The organism is Ornithinimicrobium pekingense DSM 21552, assembly GCF_000421185.1.
In the GTDB taxonomy this organism is placed as follows: Bacteria; Actinomycetota; Actinomycetes; order Actinomycetales; family Dermatophilaceae; genus Ornithinicoccus; species Ornithinicoccus pekingensis.
Genome location: NZ_ATWJ01000008.1, coordinates 181,350 through 198,099, shown reverse-complemented (window position 1 = coordinate 198,099; position 16,750 = coordinate 181,350). Strand labels below are relative to the sequence as shown.

Here is a 16,750-nt window from a genome sequence, read left to right as displayed (position 1 = left end):
CTGTGCAAGCATGGCCCTGAGCCGACCGCCGATGCCCTTTCGAGAAGGAGCAACCATGCCCATCGCCACCCCCGAGGTCTACGCCGAGATGATCGACCGGGCGAAGTCGGAGAACTTCGCCTACCCGGCCATCAACGTCTCCTCGAGCCAGACGCTCAACGCGGCCATCAAGGGCTTCGCCGACGCCGGGAGCGACGGCATCGTGCAGGTCTCGACCGGTGGCGCGGAGTACCTCTCCGGCCAGGGCGTCAAGGACATGGTCACCGGCTCGCTCGCCTTCAGCGCGTTCGCGCACGAGGTCGCCAAGAAGTACAGCGTCAACATCGCGCTGCACACCGACCACTGCCCCAAGGACAAGCTCGACGGGTTCGTCCGCCCGCTGCTGGCCGCCTCGATCGAGCGGGTCAGGCAGGGCGGGCAGCCCTGGTTCCAGTCGCACATGTGGGACGGCTCGGCGACCCCGCTGGAGGAGAACCTGCAGATCGCCGAGGAGCTGCTGCAGCTCTCCGCGCAGGCCCGCACGATCCTCGAGGTGGAGATCGGCGTCGTCGGCGGCGAGGAGGACGGCGTGGCCAACGAGATCAACGAGCAGCTCTACACCACCCCCGAGGACGCGATCGCCACCATCCGCGCGCTCGGCGGCGCCGACAAGGCGCGCTACCTGACCGCGCTCACCTTCGGCAACGTGCACGGCGTCTACAAGCCGGGCAACGTCAGGCTCCGCCCGGAGATCCTCAAGGCCGCGCAGGAGGCGGCGGCCAGGGAGCTGGGGCTGGCCGAGGGCGAGCGTCCCTTCGACCTGGTCTTCCACGGCGGCTCGGGCTCCAGCGCCCAGGAGATCTCCGACGCCGTCGACTACGGCGTGGTCAAGATGAACATCGACACCGACACGCAGTACGCCTTCACCCGGCCCGTCGCGGGCTTCATGCTGAAGAACTACGACGGCGTGCTCAAGGTCGACGGCGAGGTCGGCAACAAGAAGATGTACGACCCCCGTGCGTGGGGCAAGGAGGCCGAGGCCTCGATGACCGCGCGCGTGGTCGAGGCCTGCGAGAACCTCCGGTCGGCGGGGACCTCCCGGTGACGGCCGGCGGCGACCTGCTGGGCATCCCGCCCACGCACCTGCCCACGGACCCCGCGGCCGAGGCGCTCGGCAAGGCGGACGCGCGCCAGGTGGCCACGGCATACCCGGCCTCGAGCCTGGCCTGGGCGACGCTGGCGGAGCGGGCGCTGGAGGAGGGCGACGACGTGACGGCCTACGCCTTCGCCCGCACCGGCTACCACCGCGGGCTGGACTCCCTGCGACGGGCGGGCTGGCGCGGCCAGGGGCCGGTGCCCTGGGAGCACGAGCCCAACCGTGGTTTCCTCCGGGCACTGGCCGCGCTGGCGCACGCGGCCGGGCGGATCGGCGAGGAGGACGAGCGGGCGCGGTGCACGGAGTTCCTGCGCGCGTCGTCGGTGGAGGCGGCCCGCGAGCTCGGGCTCTGAGGACCGACGCTGCCCCCCGCGCGGTCGGCGCCGGGTGGACCGGCCCCGACCGCGCCCCCTGAGCGGGCGCTCGCGTCCCCTGGCGGTGTCGCCCGTGAGCACTCATGAAAGCAGAGTTCCGCCGCCCTTGGTGGCCGAAGGCTGCCAGTGGCCCTAACCTGCCACCGTGAACCCTCATCGGCGCGCGGTCGACCTGGGCCTCGGGGACGAGGCCCAGGTGCTCTACCGGCATGTCCTGCGCAACCTGCCCCGGACCCCGGAGCAGCACGCGGAGGCGCTGGGCTGGCCCGCGGACCGGACCACGCGGCTGCTGCGTGACCTGGAGCGGCTGGGGCTCGTCCGGCACACGGCAGACGGCACCGTGCGCGTCGACGACCCCCGGGCCACCGTGGGCCGCCTGCTCGACGGCGAGGAGGTGGAGCTCGACGGGCGGCGGCGCCGGCTGCTGGAGCTGCGGGAGGCCCTGGAGACCTTCGAGCACGACTACCGCCGCGGTCTGCAGCTCTCCGGCCCCCGCACCCCGCCGTGGGACCGGGTGGCGCCCACCGAGGCCAGCGCGGCCGTCGACCACCTGCTCCGGACCACGACCGGAGGACTGCTGCAGGTGAGCCGCTACGTCTCCTACGGCCCTGGTCACGAGGAGGAGGTCCAGCGCCAGCGCGACCGCTGGCTGTCCTCCGGCCGGAGCCTCCGCTCCGTCTTCCCGCAGTCGGTCCTGGAGAGCGAGCACTGGTCGGACTGGGCCAGGGGCCGCGCGGCCGACGGTGAGGAGCAGCGCTACCTGCCGGTGGACGCCATCCCCGTCGCGTTCGGGGTCTTCGGCAGCTCGGCGGTGGTGCTGAGCACCGGGCACCAGGAGGACTTCCTCATCGTGCGCGACACCTCCCTCGTCGAGGTGTTCACGGCGCTCTTCGAGGAGCTGTGGCGACGCGCCGAGCCCGCCCTGGGGCGGGACGTGTCCGACGGCGAGGTCCGGCTGCTGGAGCTGCTGGCACTCGGCCTCAAGGACGAGGCCGTCGCCCGGCAGCTGGGGCTGTCGCTGCGCACGGTGCGGCGCAGGATCGCCACCCTGATGGCCGAGCACGGTGCCGACACGCGCTACCAGCTGGGGCTGGCCGCGGGCCGGCTGGGGCTGCTCGACGGGGCCCGACGCTAGGCTGGGGGGCTGATGGACCGCCGATACCCGTAGCGAAAGGTCAGCGAATGCCAGCGATCGTCCTGGTGGGCGCCCAGTGGGGCGACGAGGGCAAGGGCAAGGCCACCGACCTGCTGGGCAGCGGCGTCGACTACGTGGTGAAGTTCAACGGCGGCAACAACGCCGGCCACACGGTCGTCATCGGCGACCAGAAGTACGCCCTGCACCTGCTGCCCAGCGGCATCCTCTCGCCGGGCTGCACACCGGTCATCGCCAACGGTGTGGTCGTCGACCTCGCCGTGCTCATCGAGGAGCTCGACGGCCTCGAGGCCCGCGGGGTGGACGTCTCCAAGCTCCAGGTCAGCGCCAACGCGCACGTCATCCCGCCCTACAACCGGGTGCTGGACAAGGTCACCGAGCGCTTCCTGGGCAGCCGGAAGATCGGCACCACCGGACGCGGGATCGGTCCCACCTACGCCGACAAGATGAACCGGGTCGGCATCAGGGTCCAGGACCTCTACGACGAGTCCATCCTCCGGCAGAAGGTCGAGGCGGCCCTGGCCACCAAGAACCAGCTGCTGGTCAAGATCTACAACCGCCGGGCGGTCGAGGTCGAGGAGGTCCTCGAGGAGCTGCTGCGCCACGCCGAGCGGATCCGCCCGATGGTCAAGGACACGGCGCTGGAGCTCAATGACGCGCTGGACCGGGGCGAGACCGTCCTGTTCGAGGCCGGCCAGGCCACCCTGCTGGACGTCGACCACGGCACCTACCCGTTCGTGACCAGCTCCAACGCCACCGCCGGCGGCGCGTGCACCGGGTCCGGCGTCGCGCCCACCCGTGTGGACCGGGTGATCGGCATCTTCAAGGCCTACACGACCCGGGTCGGGGAGGGCCCCTTCCCGACCGAGCTGGAGGACGAGAACGGCCAGTTCCTGCGCGACGCGGGGCACGAGTACGGCACCACCACCGGCCGTCCGCGCCGCTGCGGCTGGGCCGACGTGGTGATCGGCCGCTTCGCCCAGCGGATCAACGGCATCACCGACATGGTCATCACCAAGCTCGACGTGCTCACCGGGCTGGAGACCATCCCGGTCTGCGTCGCCTACGACGTGCAGGGCACCCGCTTCGAGGAGATGCCGGTCAACCAGTCCGACTTCCACCACGCCCGGCCGGTCTACGAGGAGCTGCCCGGCTGGACCGAGGACATCACCGGCTGCCGCTCCTTCGAGGAGCTGCCGGTCAACGCCCAGCGCTACGTCCGCCGCCTCGAGGAGCTCATGGGCACCCGGGTCTCGGTCGTCGGCGTGGGGCCGGGTCGTGAGCAGTCGATCGTCCTGCACGACATGCTGGCCCCGGCAGCGGCCTGACGCCCCAGGCCGGTCAGGGCCCCCAGCGTCAGCTCCGGCCCCGGCCGCATACTGGCCGCATGGTCGATGTCGCCGTCTCACGCGTCCTGCCCGCGCCGCGCAGCAGGGTTGCCGCGGTCGCGGGGGACCCTTCGCAGGCGGTGCGCTGGTACAGCAACATCCGCTCGGTCCGCTGGCACGGGGAGCCGGAGGTGCGGGTCGGCGCGCGGGTGGACTTCGTGGCCCGTTTCCTGGGGCGTGACCTGGCCTACACCTACGAGATCGTCGACCTGGTGCCCCAGGAGCGGATGGTCATGCGGACGGCCTCGGGCCCGTTCCCCATGGAGACGACCTACACGTGGTGGGACGAGCCACCGGGTCCCGACGGGGCGCGCACCGGGATGGAGCTTCGCAACACCGGACGGCCGAGCGGCTTCGCCTCCCTGGCCGCCGGGATCCTGCCCGCGGCGATGCGCAGGGCCATGACCAAGGACCTCGAGCGCCTGGAGAGGGTGGTCGCCGGCGAGCAGGGTCACTGACCCGCAAGGCTCAGGTCGTGGCGCCACGTGCCGCACGCGCTGCCTCGGCCGCCCGGCCGACCCAGGCCGGAGCCTGCCCGTAGCGCTGCGGCGGGATGAGCCGCCCGGCCGCGCAGTCGTCCACGAGCTGGCGCAGGCGCCGGTCGCGCGTCGCCTCCTGCTTGGCGCCGGCGAGCCAGGCTGCGACCGTCCTGCGGTAGCTCGCGGTGGTGTGCTCCCAGAAGGCGGTGGCCGCCGGGTCCGCCTCGAGCGCGGCCAGCTGGCCGGCAGACAGCTCCGTGGGTCGCTCGTAGGAGTAGACCCCCGTCCGGTCGGCACGCCGCGCCTCGTAGGCCGCGATCCCGGCCGGGTGCATGAGCCCCGCCTCGAGCAGGCGTTCGACGTGGGCGACGTTGACGGCGCTCCACGTGCTGCCCTTGCGGCGCGGCGTCCAGCGCTGCCGGCGCGCGTCCTCGTCGATGCGCTGGCTGACCGAGTCGATCCACCCGAAGCACAGGGCGACCGGCACCGCCTCCTCCCAGGTCAGACCACGGTCGGGCACGTGCTTGCGCCGCAGCCCCATCCACAGCTCGGTCGCCGAGTCGTGGTGCTCCTCCAGCCAGCTGCGGAACGCCTCCGGGCCGTCGAAGAAGACCGCCGGGCGTCCGGGCGTGGTGCCCTCCTGCGAGCGCGAAGTCATACCCGGCCGTCCGGCTCGCCGAAGGTGAAGCGCGTGCAGTCCGTCGGGAACGCGAACCACGCCATCACGCGCCGGGGCGTGACCACCCGCAGCCCGCCGCCGTCGGGCCCGGCCCAGGAGTCCGGTCCGGGGCTGTAGCCGGCGTCGGCGTACTTGCCGAAGGCCTCCGCCAACCGCGCGCCCAGCCCGTCCGGCTCGGCCCGGGTGGCGTGCGACTCACCCTCGACGATCACCACCTCGGTGCCGCTCTCGAGCGTGAGCGTGACCGCCGGGTTGACCTCCACGTTGCGGGTGTGCCGGGTGGTCGGGGCCCCGTCGTACCAGAACCGGCCCTCGAGCCACACGCCCCACCGCGGCACCGAGTGCGGCCGCCCGTCGGGACGCACGCTGCTGAGCCAGTAGTGCATCGCCTCGCGCAGCCGTGGCTCCACCTGGTCCCAGGTCAGCAGGCCGTCCGTCGTCTCCGGTATGCCGTAGCCGTCGGGGAAGGTGGGGCGGCTCGACCTCGGCGTCGTGTCCATGAGGTCGACGGTAGACCCGCCCACCGACAGGGGGAAGGTGTGCTCACGGACGGCCGCCGGCGGTGCCCGCGAGACGTTCCAGCTCCCCGGCCAGGGTCGCGGCGACGAGGTCGGCCGGGACCGCGCGGGCGTCGCAGTGCACGGTGCAGCACAGCCGACCCGCGTAGGACAGGGCTGTCACACCCAGGCGCACGTTGCCCTGGATCTGCGCCACCGGCCACGCCTCCAGGAGTGGGGCGCCGGCGACGCTCAGCGGGTGGTCCGGCCCACGCACGTTGGTCACGAAGACGGCCACGAAGCGTTGCCGCCGGGCCAGCCAGGCGAAGACGCGCGAGCCCCAGCGCGTGCGGGTGAGCTCGAACGTGCCCTGTCCTCGAGCCTGCGCCCGCCGTGCCCTGGTGGTCCCGGCGACGAGGCCCAGTCGTCGGTCTCCGTCGGGCTCGCCGGTCGGCAGCGGGACCAGCATGACCCCGACCGCGTTGCCGGACCCGCCGCGCCCCGGCAGCGCCACGGGGACGCTCGCGGGAACCGCCGCCGGCACCTCCTCCCCGACGCCGCGCAGCCCCGCCGCCACGCCGACGGCCACCGCCGACAGGAGCGCGTCGTTGACCGTCGCCCCCGCGTCCCGCACCCGCTGCCGCAGCGGCCCCAGGTCGACGACCGCGAACGCCACCCCGCGCCGCGACGAGACCGGGCCGAGCAGCACCGTCGGCGGGACCGTCCTGCGCAGGACCGACACCACCCGCCACAGGCCGGTGAGGACCCTCCGCCAGCGGGGCGGCGCGTCGGGCAGACCGGCTGGGCCGGCGGTCGCGACCGCTCCGCCGGCCTGGTCCGGACGGTCCTCCGGGGGGGCCCCGAACAGCCGCTGCACCAGCCCGACCCCGGCCGCGCCGTCCGCGACGGCGTGATGGATGCGCAGGACGATGCCGGGCCCGTCCACCGAGGCGCCCGGGACGACCAGCAGCTCCCACCTGGGGAGGTCCTCGGGGAGCGGCACCGTCATCAGGGCCGCGCAGAGCGTGGCCAGACCCTCCCGGCCGGTCACCGGTTCGACCCGTCGCACGTGTCGGGCGAGGTCGGGCGTGCACGGCTCCCACCGGAGCGCGCCGCCCCGACCGGCGACGCGCTGCGACAGGCGGCGCAGACCGTCGTCGCCGGCCAGCCTGGCCGTCAGGTCGGAGCGCAACCGGGACAGGTCCGGCTCACCGTCGTCCCCGACGAACCCGCCCCGGCCGAGGACCCCCGCGAGCAGGAAGACGTTGACCTGGTCGGCGGCGTCGATGTAGACGTTGGAGGCGTCGGCCGCGCTGAGCGGCTCGACACCGGTGCCTCGCGACGCCATACCCGCTCCTCCCGGTCGAGCGCGCCCCTCGCCCCAGGCTAGGACTGCTGCGGCCCGTCCGTCGACGGTGGCATCATGCGGATGGTGGGCCCCCGCTCGACGACCGACCAGCGGCTGCGCGACCTGGCGCTGCTGCGGCGCGTGCGTGACCGCATCGACCGCGACTACGCCCAGCCGCTCGACGTCCCGGCGCTGGCGCGCGAGGTGCACCTGTCGGCGGGTCATCTCTCGCGCCAGTTCCGCGAGGCCTACGGCGAGTCGCCCTACTCCTACCTCATGACCCGGCGGATCGAGCGGGCGATGACCCTGCTGCGGCGGGGCGACCTGAGCGTCACCGAGGTGTGCTTCGAGGTGGGCTTCTCCTCCCTGGGGACCTTCAGCACCCGTTTCTCCGAGCTGGTGGGGGTCCCGCCGAGCACCTACCGCCGGGACGCGGAGCGGCTGGCGATCCCGCCGTGCGTGACCAGGAGGGTCACCAGACCGATCAGGAATCGAGAAGCACCGCTGGCGACGACGCCCCTAGCGTGAGGGCCATGGACATCACCATCTCCTCCAGCTTCCTGCCGGCCGACGACCCCGAGGCGTCGCTGGCCTTCTACCGCGACGCCCTCGGTTTCGAGGTCCGCGGCGACGTCGGGTCGGGCCAGATGCGGTGGATCACCGTCGGCCCGCCCGCTCAGCCCGGCACCTCCATCGTGCTCCACCCGCCGGCGGTCGACCCGGGCATCAGTGACGACGAGCGCGCCGTCATCGCCGAGATGATGGCCAAGGGCACCTTCGCCGGCATCAACCTGGCCACGACCGACCTCGACGCCGCCTTCGAGCGGGTGCAGGCCAGCGGGGCCGACATCATGCAGGAGCCGATGGACCAGGACTGGGGCGCCCGGGACTTCGCGGTCCGCGACCCCGCCGGCAACTCCGTCCGTGTCCAGCAGGCCTGACGACGACAAGGAGACACCACGATGGCCACCGACACCACGACCCTCTCGGCCGCCGAGAAGAAGGCGATCAAGGAGCGCGCGGCCGAGCTCAAGGCCAGCCAGAAGAAGGAGAAGCTCGAGCAGGCGGTCCTCGCCAAGATCGCCGAGATGCCCGAGGACGAGCAGAAGCTGGCCAGGCAGATCCACGACATCGTCACGGAGGAGGCGCCGCACCTGACCGCCAGGACCTGGTACGGCATGCCCGCCTACGCCGACGCCAACGGCAAGATCGTGGTCTTCTTCCAGGGCGCCTCCAAGTTCGACGCCCGCTACTCGACCCTCGGGTTCGACGAGGCCGCCCACCTGGACGAGGGGTCCATGTGGCCGACGTCCTGGGCGCTGACCACGCTCACCAAGGCTGACGCCGAGAGGGTCCGGGAGCTGGTGAGGCGGGCCGTGGCGTGAGGGTCCGGCCCAAGCTGGTCGTCGCCGGCGCCGACGACGCGCTCGCCTTCTACGAGGCCGTCCTGGGCGCCCGGCCCGTCAGCCGGTTCACCATGGGCGAGACCGTCGTCCTGGCCGAGCTGGAGCTTCCCGGCGGGGACACCGTCCAGGTCAAGGACGCCGACGAGCACGACCCGGCGCCGCAGGGCCGCGGGGTGGGCGTCGTGCTCGACGTGCTCTGCGACGACCCGGACGCCGTCATGGACCGTGCCGTGGAGCACGGTGCCGTGCCGGTCTTCGGGGTGGCCGACCAGCCCTACGGTGCCCGCCAGGGCCGCTTCCGCGACCCGTTCGGTCACGAGTGGATCGTCGGCACGGCGGTGACCTTGACGCCGGAGGAGGTCCAGGCCGCGCTCGACGCCTGGTCGGCCGGGGGGTGAGCGGGCCGGAGCCGGCGAGCTCGCGGGCTCAGTCCACCCACACCCTGGCATTGCGGAACATCCGCAGCCAGGGGCTGGGCTCGTCGACCGGCCCGGACGTCCACGACAGCTGGGCGTTGCGCTGCACCCGCTCGGGGTGCGGCATCATCGCCGTGAACCGCCCGTCCGGGGTCGTCACCGCGGTGAGCCCGCCGGGGGAGCCGTTGGGGTTGGCCGGGTAGGTGGTGGTCGGCGCACCGGTGTTGTCCACGTAGCGTGCCGCCGCCAGCACGGCCGACTCGTCCCCCCGCGCGGAGAAGTTGGCGAACCCCTCGCCGTGGGCCACCGCGATCGGCAGCCGTGAGCCCGCCATGCCGGTGAGGAGGACCGACGGGCTGTCGAGCACCTCGACCATCGACAGGCGGGCCTCGTACTGCTCGCTGCGATTGCGGGTGAACCGGGGCCAGGCGTCCGCCCCGGGGATCAGGTCCGCCAGCGCGGCGAACATCTGGCAGCCGTTGCAGATGCCCAGCCCGAAGGTGTCCTCGCGGTGGAAGAACCCGGTGAAGGAGTCGAGCAGGCGCTCGTTGAAGAGGACCGAGCGTGCCCAGCCCTCCCCGGCCCCGAGCGTGTCGCCGTAGGAGAAGCCGCCGCACGCCACGAGACCGACGACGGCCGGGTCGGCCAGGTCGAAGCGGCCGGCCTGCAGGTCGGTCATGTGCACGTCGTAGGTGTCGAACCCGGCGCGGTCGAAGGCGAAGGCGGTCTCCACGTGGGAGTTGACCCCCTGCTCGCGCAGGATCGCCACCTTCGGGCGCGCCCCCAGGTTGAGGTAGGGCGCCGCGACGTCCTCACGCGGGTCGAAGGTCGGTGCGACGTGCAGGCCGGGGTCCTCGGCGCCGACGGCGGCGTGCTCCTCGTCGGCGCACTCCGGGTTGTCACGCAGCGACGTGATCCGCCAGGACACCTCGTCCCAGGCCTGCGCCAGGTCACGCACGGACTCGTCGAGGACCTGCGTGCCTCCTGCGCGGACGCGCACGCGTCGGTCTGCGGCGGTGCGGCCGACGACGCCCGTCAGCTCACCCAGGCCGTGCTGCCCGAGCACCGCCAGCACCTCGTCCACCGCGTCGAGGGGGACGCCCAGGACGACGCCCAGCTCCTCGGTGAAGAGTGCCGGGACGGAGCCGACTTCCAGGTCGACGCCCAGGGCGCCGGCGAAGGCCATCTCGCACGCGGCCGCCCACAGGCCGCCGTCGGAGCGGTCGTGGTATGCCGTCACGAGAGGTCTCTCCGCGCCCCGCAGCTGGGTGAGCGCCGCCGCGAGCGCGACCAGCCGTTGCGGGTCGTCCAGGTCCGGCACGGTGCCGCCGAACGCACCCCGCACCTGCGCCAGCATCGAGCCCCCCAGCCGGTCACGGCCGGCGCCCAGGTCGACGAGGACGAGGGCCGAGCCGTCCTGCAGCTGCGGGGTCCACGTGCGGCGGACGTCAGGGAGGGAGGCGAAGGCGGAGACGACCAGCGAGACGGGGGAGACCACGTGCCGGGCGGCGCCGTCGTCGCCCGTCCAGGTGGTGCGCATCGAGAGGGAGTCCTTGCCGACCGGCACGGAGATGCCCAGGGCCGGGCACAGCTCCATCGCGACGGCGTGGACCGTGTCGTAGAGCGCGGCGTCCTCGCCCGGCTCACCGGCGGCGGCCATCCAGTTGCACGACAGCTTCACGCCCTGCAGGGCCACCGGTGCGGCCAGCAGGTTGGTCAGTGCCTCCCCGACGGCCATCCGTCCCGACGCGGGCGCGTCGACGGCGGCGAGCGGCATACGCTCCCCGCTGGACATCGCCTGCCCGGCCAGGCCCAGGTGGTCCGAGAGCGTGACGGCCACGTCGGAGACCGGCACCTGCCACGGGCCGACCATCTGGTCGCGGTGGCTCAGCCCGCCGACCGTGCGGTCGCCGATGGTGATCAGGAACCGCTTGGAGGCGACGGTGGGGTGACGCAGGACGGCGTAGGCGGCGTCGCGGACCGCGCCGGTGTCCAGGCCCGCGAGGTTCAGCTCGGGGGTGGTGCGCGTGACCCGGCGGGCGTCGCGGGTCATCCGCGGCGGCTTGCCGAGCAGCACCTCCATCGGCATGTCGACCGGGTCGTCACCCTCCTCGTCACCGTCCGTGACGACGAGGCGGGGCTCCTCCGTGGCGACGCCGACGACCGAGACGGGGCAGCGTTCGCGCTCGCACAGCGCGGTGAAGGTGGGAAGCGACTCGGGCGCGATGGCCAGGACGTAGCGCTCCTGGCTCTCGTTGGACCAGATCTCCTTGGGCGCCAGGCCGGACTCCTCCAGCGGCACCTGGGACAGGTCGAAGCGTGCACCCAGCCCGGCGTCGTCGACCAGCTCGGGGAAGGCGTTGGACAGCCCGCCGGCCCCCACGTCGTGGACGGCGAGGATCGGGTTCGCCGCGCCCAGCGAGGCGCAGTGGGTGATGACCTCCTGGGCCCGGCGCTGCATCTCGGGGTTGCCGCGCTGCACGGAGTCGAAGTCGAGCTCCGCCGCGTTGACGCCCGAGGCCATCGAGCTGGCGGCCCCGCCGCCCATGCCGATGCGCATGCCCGGGCCACCGATCTGCACGAGCAGGGTCCCGGCGGGGAAGAGCACCTTCTCGGTCTGGACGGCGCTGATCGAGCCGAGGCCGCCGGCGCTCATGATCGGCTTGTGGTAGCCGCGGTGCACCCCGTCGACCGTCTGCTCGTAGACGCGGAAGAAACCGCCCAGCCCCGGCCGGCCGAACTCGTTGTTGAACGCCGCGGCTCCGATCGGTCCCTCGAGCATGATGTCGAGCGGGCTCGCGAGGTGGCCGGGGCGGCCGTGGTCCCCGGCCTCCCACGGCTCATCGGTCCCCGGCAGGTGCAGGTTGGAGACGACGAAACCCGTGAGGCCGGCCTTGGGGGCGCTGCCCCGGCCGGTCGCACCCTCGTCGCGGATCTCGCCGCCCGCGCCCGTCGCGGCGCCGGCGAAGGGGGAGATCGCGGTCGGGTGGTTGTGGGTCTCGACCTTCATGAGGACGTGCACGTCCTCCTCGCGGACGGTGTAGCGGCTCGGGCCGGTCAGCCCCTCGGGCCCCGGCAGCCAGCGGCGGACGCGGCCGCCCTCCATGACGGAGGCGTTGTCCTTGTAGGCCACGACGGTGCCCTGGGGGCTGACCCGTTCGGTGTGCCGGATCATGCCGAACAGCGAGCTGGGCTGCTCCTGCCCGTCCACGACGTAGTCGGCGTTGAAGATCTTGTGCCGGCAGTGCTCGGAGTTGGCCTGGGCGAACATCGTCAACTCGACGTCGGTGGGGTTGCGGCCCAGGTCGGTGAAGGCGTCGACGAGGTAGTCGATCTCGTCGTCGGCCAGCGCCAGGCCCCAGCCGCGGTCGGCCTCCTCCAGGGCCTCGCGGCCGCGGCCCAGCACGTCGACGTGCTCCATCGCCGCCGCCCGGCGCTCGGCGAAGAGGGCTGCGGCGCCCTCGCGGGTGGGCAGGACGGTCTCGGTCATCCGGTCGTGCAGGAGGGCGGCGCACGCGTCCCACTCCTGCCCCGACAGGTCCGTGCCTCCCGTGAGCTCGAGGTGGTACTCGGTCACGCGTTCCACGCGGTGGATGTCGATGCCGCAGTTGTGCACGATGTCCGTGGCCTTGCTGGCCCACGGTGAGATGGTGCCCAGGCGCGGCGCGACGACGACCAGACCGTGCCGCGCCGTGGCCTCGTCCTCCGCACCGTCCCACGGCTCGCCGTAGGTAAGGAGCGCGCCGAGCCGGTCGACGTCCGACGCGGCCGGCTCGTCCTCGGAGGCCACCCAGTGCACGTGGCGCGCCGACACCGTCTGCACCTGCGGCGCGACCTCCTGCAGGCGGCGCAGGAGGGCCCGGGCGCGGAAGTCGGAGAGGGCGGACCCGCCCGGGAAGGGGGTCAGGCGGTAGTCGTGCACGGCCATCGCGGCGGCTCCTAGGCGGTGGGGACGGAGTCGTTGGGGGTCGTCGCCGCACCGGTGAACGGCCGGCCGGTGAGGTTCTCGTAGGCCTCGACGTAGCGGGCGCGCGTCAGCTGCACGACCTCCTCCGGCAGCGGGGGCGGCGGCGCGTCGGAGGACCGGTCCCACCCGCTGGCGGGCGAGGTGAGCCAGTCCCGCAGGACCTGCTTGTCGTAGGACGTCTGGGGCTGGCCGGGTGCCCACTCGCTCGCGCGCCAGAAGCGGGAGGAGTCGGGGGTGAGGACCTCGTCCGCCAGCACCACGTCGACGACGTCGGGGTCCACGGCGGCCCAGTCGACGGGGCCGTCCATGGCCGCCTCGGCCGAGATCCCCAGCGCGTCGGCCAGCTGGTGCGGGTCAACGCCGAACTCCACCTTCGTGTCCGCGATGAGGATGCCGCGCCGGCCGGCGATCTCGTTGCCGTGCCGCAGGATCGTCACGGTCAGGTCGCGGAGCCTCGCTGCGAGCCCGGGCCCCACGAGCTGCTCGACGTCCTCGTAGGAGATCGGCTGGTCGTGCTCCCCGACGGGGGCCTTGGTGCTGGGCGTGAAGACGGGCTGCGGCAGCCGGGATCCGTCGGCGAGCCCCTCGGGCAGGCGCACGCCGGAGACGGCGCCGGTCGCGGCATACTCCGCGAGGCCCCCGCCCGTGAGGAAGGCGCGGGCGACGCACTCCACCGGCAGCATCCGCAGCCTGCGCACGTAGACCCCGCGGCCGGCGACCGCCGCCGGCACGTCGGCGGACACGACGTGGTGCGGCGCGTCGACCACGCCGGAGAGCTGGTCGAACCACCACAGCGACAGCTGGGTCAGCACGGTGCCCTTGTCGGGGATGGGGGTGTCGAGGATGTGGTCGTAGGCGCTGATGCGGTCGGAGGCCACCAGCAGCAGCCGTGAGTCGTCGCGCTCACCGGTGGCGGGGTCCAGCGGGGCGTAGAGGCCGCGGACCTTGCCGGTGTAGAGCAGCTCGTGCCCGGGCAGGTCCACGGGTACCTCCGAGGGGGAACGGACGTCGGGTGTGGTGGCGCCGGGCACGGTGACGTCGCCCTGCTCCGCGGCCCGCGCGATGTCGCCGCGGAAGTGGGACCCGTCGAGGTGTATGCGGTGCACGGCGGCGTAGGCGCGGGCGCGGGCCTGCGCCAGGTCCTCGCCCAGGGCGACCACGCTGAGCACCCGCCCCCCGGAGGAGACCAGCGTGCCGTCCTCCCGGAGACGCGTGCCTGCGTGGAGGACATGCACGCCCCCGACCGAGGCAGCCTCCTCGAGGCCGGTGACCGGGTCTCCGGTGCGCGGAGCGGCTGGGTAGCCGTCAGCCGCCAGCACGACGGTCACGCTGGCCTGCGGCGACCACCGGAGCGGTGGGAGCTCGGCGAGACGCCCCTGGGCGGCCGCCAGCAGGACTCCCGCGAGCGGGGTCTCCAGCCGCGCGAGGACCGACTGCGTCTCAGGGTCCCCGAAACGGGCGTTGAACTCCACGACCCTCGGCCCGTCGGCGCAGAGGGCGAGCCCGACGTAGAGGACTCCGGTGAAAGGGGTGCCCCGACGCGCCATCTCGTCGATCGTCGGCTGGGCCACCGTGCGCACGACCTCGTCCACGAGGCCCTCGGGCGCCCAGAGCAGCGGCGTGTAGGCGCCCATTCCCCCCGTGTTGGGCCCGGCGTCACCGTCCCCGACCCGTTTGAAGTCCTGGGCGGGGGCCAGCGGGACGACGGTGCGACCGTCGGCGATGCAGAAGAGGGAGACCTCGGGGCCGTCCAGGTAGTCCTCGACCACGACCCGGCCCCCCTCCCGGCCGACGCACGCGGAGGCGTGCTCCAGCGCCGCGTCCCGGTCGGAGGTCACGACGACGCCCTTGCCCGCGGCCAGACCGTCCTCCTTGACGACGTAGGGCGCACCGGTCGCGTCCAGCGCGGCGGCGGCCTCCTCGAGGGTCGTGCAGACGTGCGCGGCGGCGGTGGGCACGCCGACGGCGGCCATCACCTCCTTGGCGAAGGCCTTGCTGCCCTCGAGCCGGGCCGCGGCGGCGGTGGGCCCGAAGCAGGCGATCCCTGCGGCGGCGAGGGCGTCGGCGACACCCGCGACGAGCGGGGCCTCCGGGCCGACCACGACGAGGTCCACCGCCAGCTCCTGCGCGAGGTGCACGACGTCGGCGGGGACGGAGGGGTCGCCGGACAGGCACCGGGCCACGGCCGCGATCCCGGGGTTGCCCGGCAGCGCGGTCAGCTCCTCGACGTCGGGGTCGGCCACGAGCGAACGGGCCAGGGCGTGCTCACGTGCTCCGGAGCCGAGGAGAAGGACCTTCACGCCGGTCGAGCCTACCGGCGTGCGCTGAGCGGCCTGGCTCCGGGCGCACGACCCCACCGAGGACGTGGTGCGCACGCCCCTCACGCGACCGGGGACGTGGTGCGCACGCCCCTCACGCGACCGGGGACGTGGTGCGCACGCCCTTCACGCGACCGGGGACGTGATGTGCTCGTTCGTCACGCGCTGGCCGACGGGGCCTGGGCGCTCGGTGTCCGCACGACGTCCTCGGTCACCAGGATCGCGTGCACACGACGTCGTCGGTGAAGGTTGTGGCGTGCACACGACGTCGTCGGTCGTGAGGGGCGCGCGGGGGCATAAGAGTGGCCCTCCTGGAAGGCAGGGGGGTAACTCCCAGGAGGGCCACGCGCAGGGCAGGGTCTGCCAGGCTGATGGGGGGCATGCCCGGCGACTCGCACAATCCCTGCACCGACCGAAGCCGGTACCACCAAGAGTGGCACACCGCCTCGCCGATGTCACGCCGGGCCTTGACGGGATCGCGACAATGACGGGAATCCGCCATGCTGGGCATCGTGACGAGGCGCAGAGGGTGGCGTGAGACCCGGCTCAACACGCACGGGGAGGCCTACGAGGACTTCATCTCGGCGGCCTACATCGCGGCGATCCGCCTGGGCACGCCCACCCGCGCGGGGCTGGTCCACGGGGACATGGACGACGAGGCGGTGACGGTCGCGACCGAGGAGCTGGTGGCCCGCGGCCTGCTCGCCAGCACCGACGACCCGGACGCCTGGGAGGTCGTGCCGCCGCGGGACGCCCTCCCCCGCTACGCGGAGGCGGTGGAGCGGCGCATGCAGACGACGCGCATGACGGCCGGCGAGGTCGACGCGCTGTGGCGCCGGGCGGTCGGGGAGAGGCCCACGCTGGCGGCCAGCGACCTCGACGTCATCGACGGGACCGAGGCGGTCGCCTACCGGATCGCCTCCGTCCACCGCTCGGCGACGCTGCGGGTGTGGTGGGCCGTCGACGGGTCCCCGGCCGGGCGACAGCTGCTGGCCGAGGCGGTCGCGGACCCGGGACGGCTGGCGGTCCGGGACGGGGTCGAGCGGCGCCTGGCGCTGGACACCTCGTTGCTCGACGACCCGGCCGCGATGGCGTTCGTCGACCAGCTGCGCGCCGACGGGCACCCGGTGGTCTTCGGGCACGGCGTGCCCTTCTCCCTCGTCGTCGTCGACTCGGTCACCGCGGTCGTGGACCTCACCACCTTCGACCGGGACGGCGGTTCCTTCGAGGTGCGGCTGGCGCCGCCCGTCCGGGCGATCACCCGGCTGTTCGAGGCGATCTGGGCGCTGGCGACCCCCTACTGGCCCGGTCTGCTCGAGGCGCCCCGTACCCCCGACCGGCTCCCGCTGGCCGAGCGCGACCAGCGCATCCTGGCGCTGCTCACCACGGGCGCCAGCGACCAGGTCATCGCGCGGCTGATGGCGGTCTCCGTGCGCACCGTCGAGCGCCGGGTGCGGTACCTCATGGACCGGCTGGGGGCGGCGACCCGCTTCCAGGCCGGGGTCCAGGCGGCCAGGCGCGACTGGATCTGAGGGCCTGCGACGGTCGGTGCGCGGGCGTGCGCAGGGACGACGGCGCCCTCCGGCGCAG

15 protein-coding genes are annotated in these 16,750 nt (G+C 73.6%); 10 read left to right on the top strand and 5 right to left on the bottom strand.

What is annotated here, in order from left to right; genetic code table 11:
• Positions 1-55: 55 nt before the first annotated feature.
• The 5 genes from fbaA (at position 56) to K330_RS0106345 (ending at position 4,508) form a co-directional block, all read left to right on the top strand.
• Positions 56-1,084, top strand: a complete 1,029-nt coding sequence (gene fbaA, locus K330_RS0106365) for a class II fructose-bisphosphate aldolase (RefSeq protein WP_022921004.1) — start codon at positions 56-58, stop codon at positions 1,082-1,084.
• Positions 1,081-1,488, top strand: a complete 408-nt coding sequence (locus K330_RS0106360; protein ID WP_022921003.1) for a DUF3151 domain-containing protein — start codon at positions 1,081-1,083, stop codon at positions 1,486-1,488. Before fbaA ends, K330_RS0106360 begins: the two co-directional genes overlap by 4 nt.
• Before the next feature lie 166 nt (positions 1,489-1,654).
• Positions 1,655-2,644 (top strand): hypothetical protein, encoded by a 990-nt coding sequence (locus tag K330_RS0106355; RefSeq protein WP_022921002.1) that lies wholly within the window; start codon positions 1,655-1,657, stop codon positions 2,642-2,644.
• A 47-nt stretch (positions 2,645-2,691) separates the two neighbouring features.
• Positions 2,692-3,990 carry an adenylosuccinate synthase gene (locus K330_RS0106350; protein WP_022921001.1) on the top strand — a complete coding sequence of 433 codons (1,299 nt, stop codon included), beginning with the start codon at positions 2,692-2,694 and terminating at the stop codon, positions 3,988-3,990.
• 59 nt (positions 3,991-4,049) lie between these two features.
• Positions 4,050-4,508: an SRPBCC family protein gene (locus K330_RS0106345; protein WP_022921000.1), complete on the top strand. Its 459-nt coding sequence runs from the start codon at positions 4,050-4,052 to the stop codon at positions 4,506-4,508.
• A 10-nt stretch (positions 4,509-4,518) separates the two neighbouring features.
• Here the strand turns inward: K330_RS0106345 and K330_RS0106340 are convergent, their stop codons facing one another.
• The 3 genes from K330_RS0106340 to K330_RS0106330 are packed head-to-tail and all read right to left on the bottom strand — an operon-like array spanning position 4,519 to position 7,053.
• The gene (locus tag K330_RS0106340) at positions 4,519-5,187 is read right to left on the bottom strand and encodes a YdeI/OmpD-associated family protein (protein ID WP_022920999.1); all 669 of its coding nucleotides are present in this window, start codon (positions 5,185-5,187) and stop codon (positions 4,519-4,521) included.
• Positions 5,184-5,708: a pyridoxamine 5'-phosphate oxidase family protein gene (locus tag K330_RS0106335; RefSeq protein WP_022920998.1), complete on the bottom strand. Its 525-nt coding sequence runs from the start codon at positions 5,706-5,708 to the stop codon at positions 5,184-5,186. The genes K330_RS0106340 and K330_RS0106335 overlap by 4 nt, the downstream gene beginning before the upstream one ends.
• Positions 5,709-5,751: 43 nt before the next feature.
• Positions 5,752-7,053: a wax ester/triacylglycerol synthase domain-containing protein gene (locus K330_RS0106330; protein ID WP_022920997.1), complete on the bottom strand. Its 1,302-nt coding sequence runs from the start codon at positions 7,051-7,053 to the stop codon at positions 5,752-5,754.
• Positions 7,054-7,134: 81 nt separating this feature from the next.
• Here K330_RS0106330 and K330_RS0106325 point away from each other — a divergent pair, with 81 nt between their 5' ends.
• From K330_RS0106325 to K330_RS19590, 4 genes are read left to right on the top strand one after another with little or no spacing between them, the layout of a single operon-like run.
• Positions 7,135-7,581 (top strand): helix-turn-helix transcriptional regulator, encoded by a 447-nt coding sequence (locus K330_RS0106325; RefSeq protein WP_029202385.1) that lies wholly within the window; start codon positions 7,135-7,137, stop codon positions 7,579-7,581.
• Positions 7,582-7,586: 5 nt separating this feature from the next.
• Positions 7,587-7,994 carry a VOC family protein gene (locus tag K330_RS0106320; protein ID WP_022920995.1) on the top strand — a complete coding sequence of 136 codons (408 nt, stop codon included), beginning with the start codon at positions 7,587-7,589 and terminating at the stop codon, positions 7,992-7,994.
• A gap of 21 nt (positions 7,995-8,015) precedes the next feature.
• On the top strand, positions 8,016-8,438 hold the full coding sequence (locus tag K330_RS0106315) for an iron chaperone (RefSeq protein ID WP_022920994.1): 423 nt from the start codon (positions 8,016-8,018) through the stop codon (positions 8,436-8,438).
• Positions 8,435-8,857 carry a VOC family protein gene (locus K330_RS19590; RefSeq protein WP_022920993.1) on the top strand — a complete coding sequence of 141 codons (423 nt, stop codon included), beginning with the start codon at positions 8,435-8,437 and terminating at the stop codon, positions 8,855-8,857. Before K330_RS0106315 ends, K330_RS19590 begins: the two co-directional genes overlap by 4 nt.
• Before the next feature lie 28 nt (positions 8,858-8,885).
• On the opposite strand, the gene purL is transcribed toward K330_RS19590, so the two are convergent.
• Complete coding sequence (gene purL, locus K330_RS0106305; protein WP_022920992.1) at positions 8,886-12,803, bottom strand: phosphoribosylformylglycinamidine synthase; 3,918 nt, start codon at positions 12,801-12,803, stop codon at positions 8,886-8,888.
• 11 nt (positions 12,804-12,814) lie between these two features.
• Entirely contained in the window at positions 12,815-15,142 is a 2,328-nt protein-coding gene (gene purD / locus K330_RS19585) for a phosphoribosylamine--glycine ligase (protein ID WP_022920991.1), read from the bottom strand.
• 530 nt (positions 15,143-15,672) lie between these two features.
• On the opposite strand from purD, the gene K330_RS22500 reads away from it, so the two are divergent.
• Positions 15,673-16,692, top strand: coding sequence for a helix-turn-helix transcriptional regulator (locus K330_RS22500; RefSeq protein WP_156875710.1), 1,020 nt, complete (start codon positions 15,673-15,675; stop codon positions 16,690-16,692).
• Positions 16,693-16,750: the final 58 nt, after the last annotated feature.

Coding starts and splice junctions, on each gene's coding strand:
- fbaA (WP_022921004.1), top strand. CDS start 56: ATGCCCATCGCCACCCCCGAGGTCTACGCCGAGATGATCGACCGGGCG.
- K330_RS0106350 (WP_022921001.1), top strand. CDS start 2,692: ATGCCAGCGATCGTCCTGGTGGGCGCCCAGTGGGGCGACGAGGGCAAG.
- K330_RS0106345 (WP_022921000.1), top strand. CDS start 4,050: ATGGTCGATGTCGCCGTCTCACGCGTCCTGCCCGCGCCGCGCAGCAGG.
- K330_RS0106340 (WP_022920999.1), bottom strand. CDS start 5,187: ATGACTTCGCGCTCGCAGGAGGGCACCACGCCCGGACGCCCGGCGGTC.
- K330_RS0106335 (WP_022920998.1), bottom strand. CDS start 5,708: ATGGACACGACGCCGAGGTCGAGCCGCCCCACCTTCCCCGACGGCTAC.
- K330_RS0106330 (WP_022920997.1), bottom strand. CDS start 7,053: ATGGCGTCGCGAGGCACCGGTGTCGAGCCGCTCAGCGCGGCCGACGCC.
- K330_RS0106325 (WP_029202385.1), top strand. CDS start 7,135: ATGGTGGGCCCCCGCTCGACGACCGACCAGCGGCTGCGCGACCTGGCG.
- K330_RS0106320 (WP_022920995.1), top strand. CDS start 7,587: ATGGACATCACCATCTCCTCCAGCTTCCTGCCGGCCGACGACCCCGAG.
- K330_RS0106315 (WP_022920994.1), top strand. CDS start 8,016: ATGGCCACCGACACCACGACCCTCTCGGCCGCCGAGAAGAAGGCGATC.
- purL (WP_022920992.1), bottom strand. CDS start 12,803: ATGGCCGTGCACGACTACCGCCTGACCCCCTTCCCGGGCGGGTCCGCC.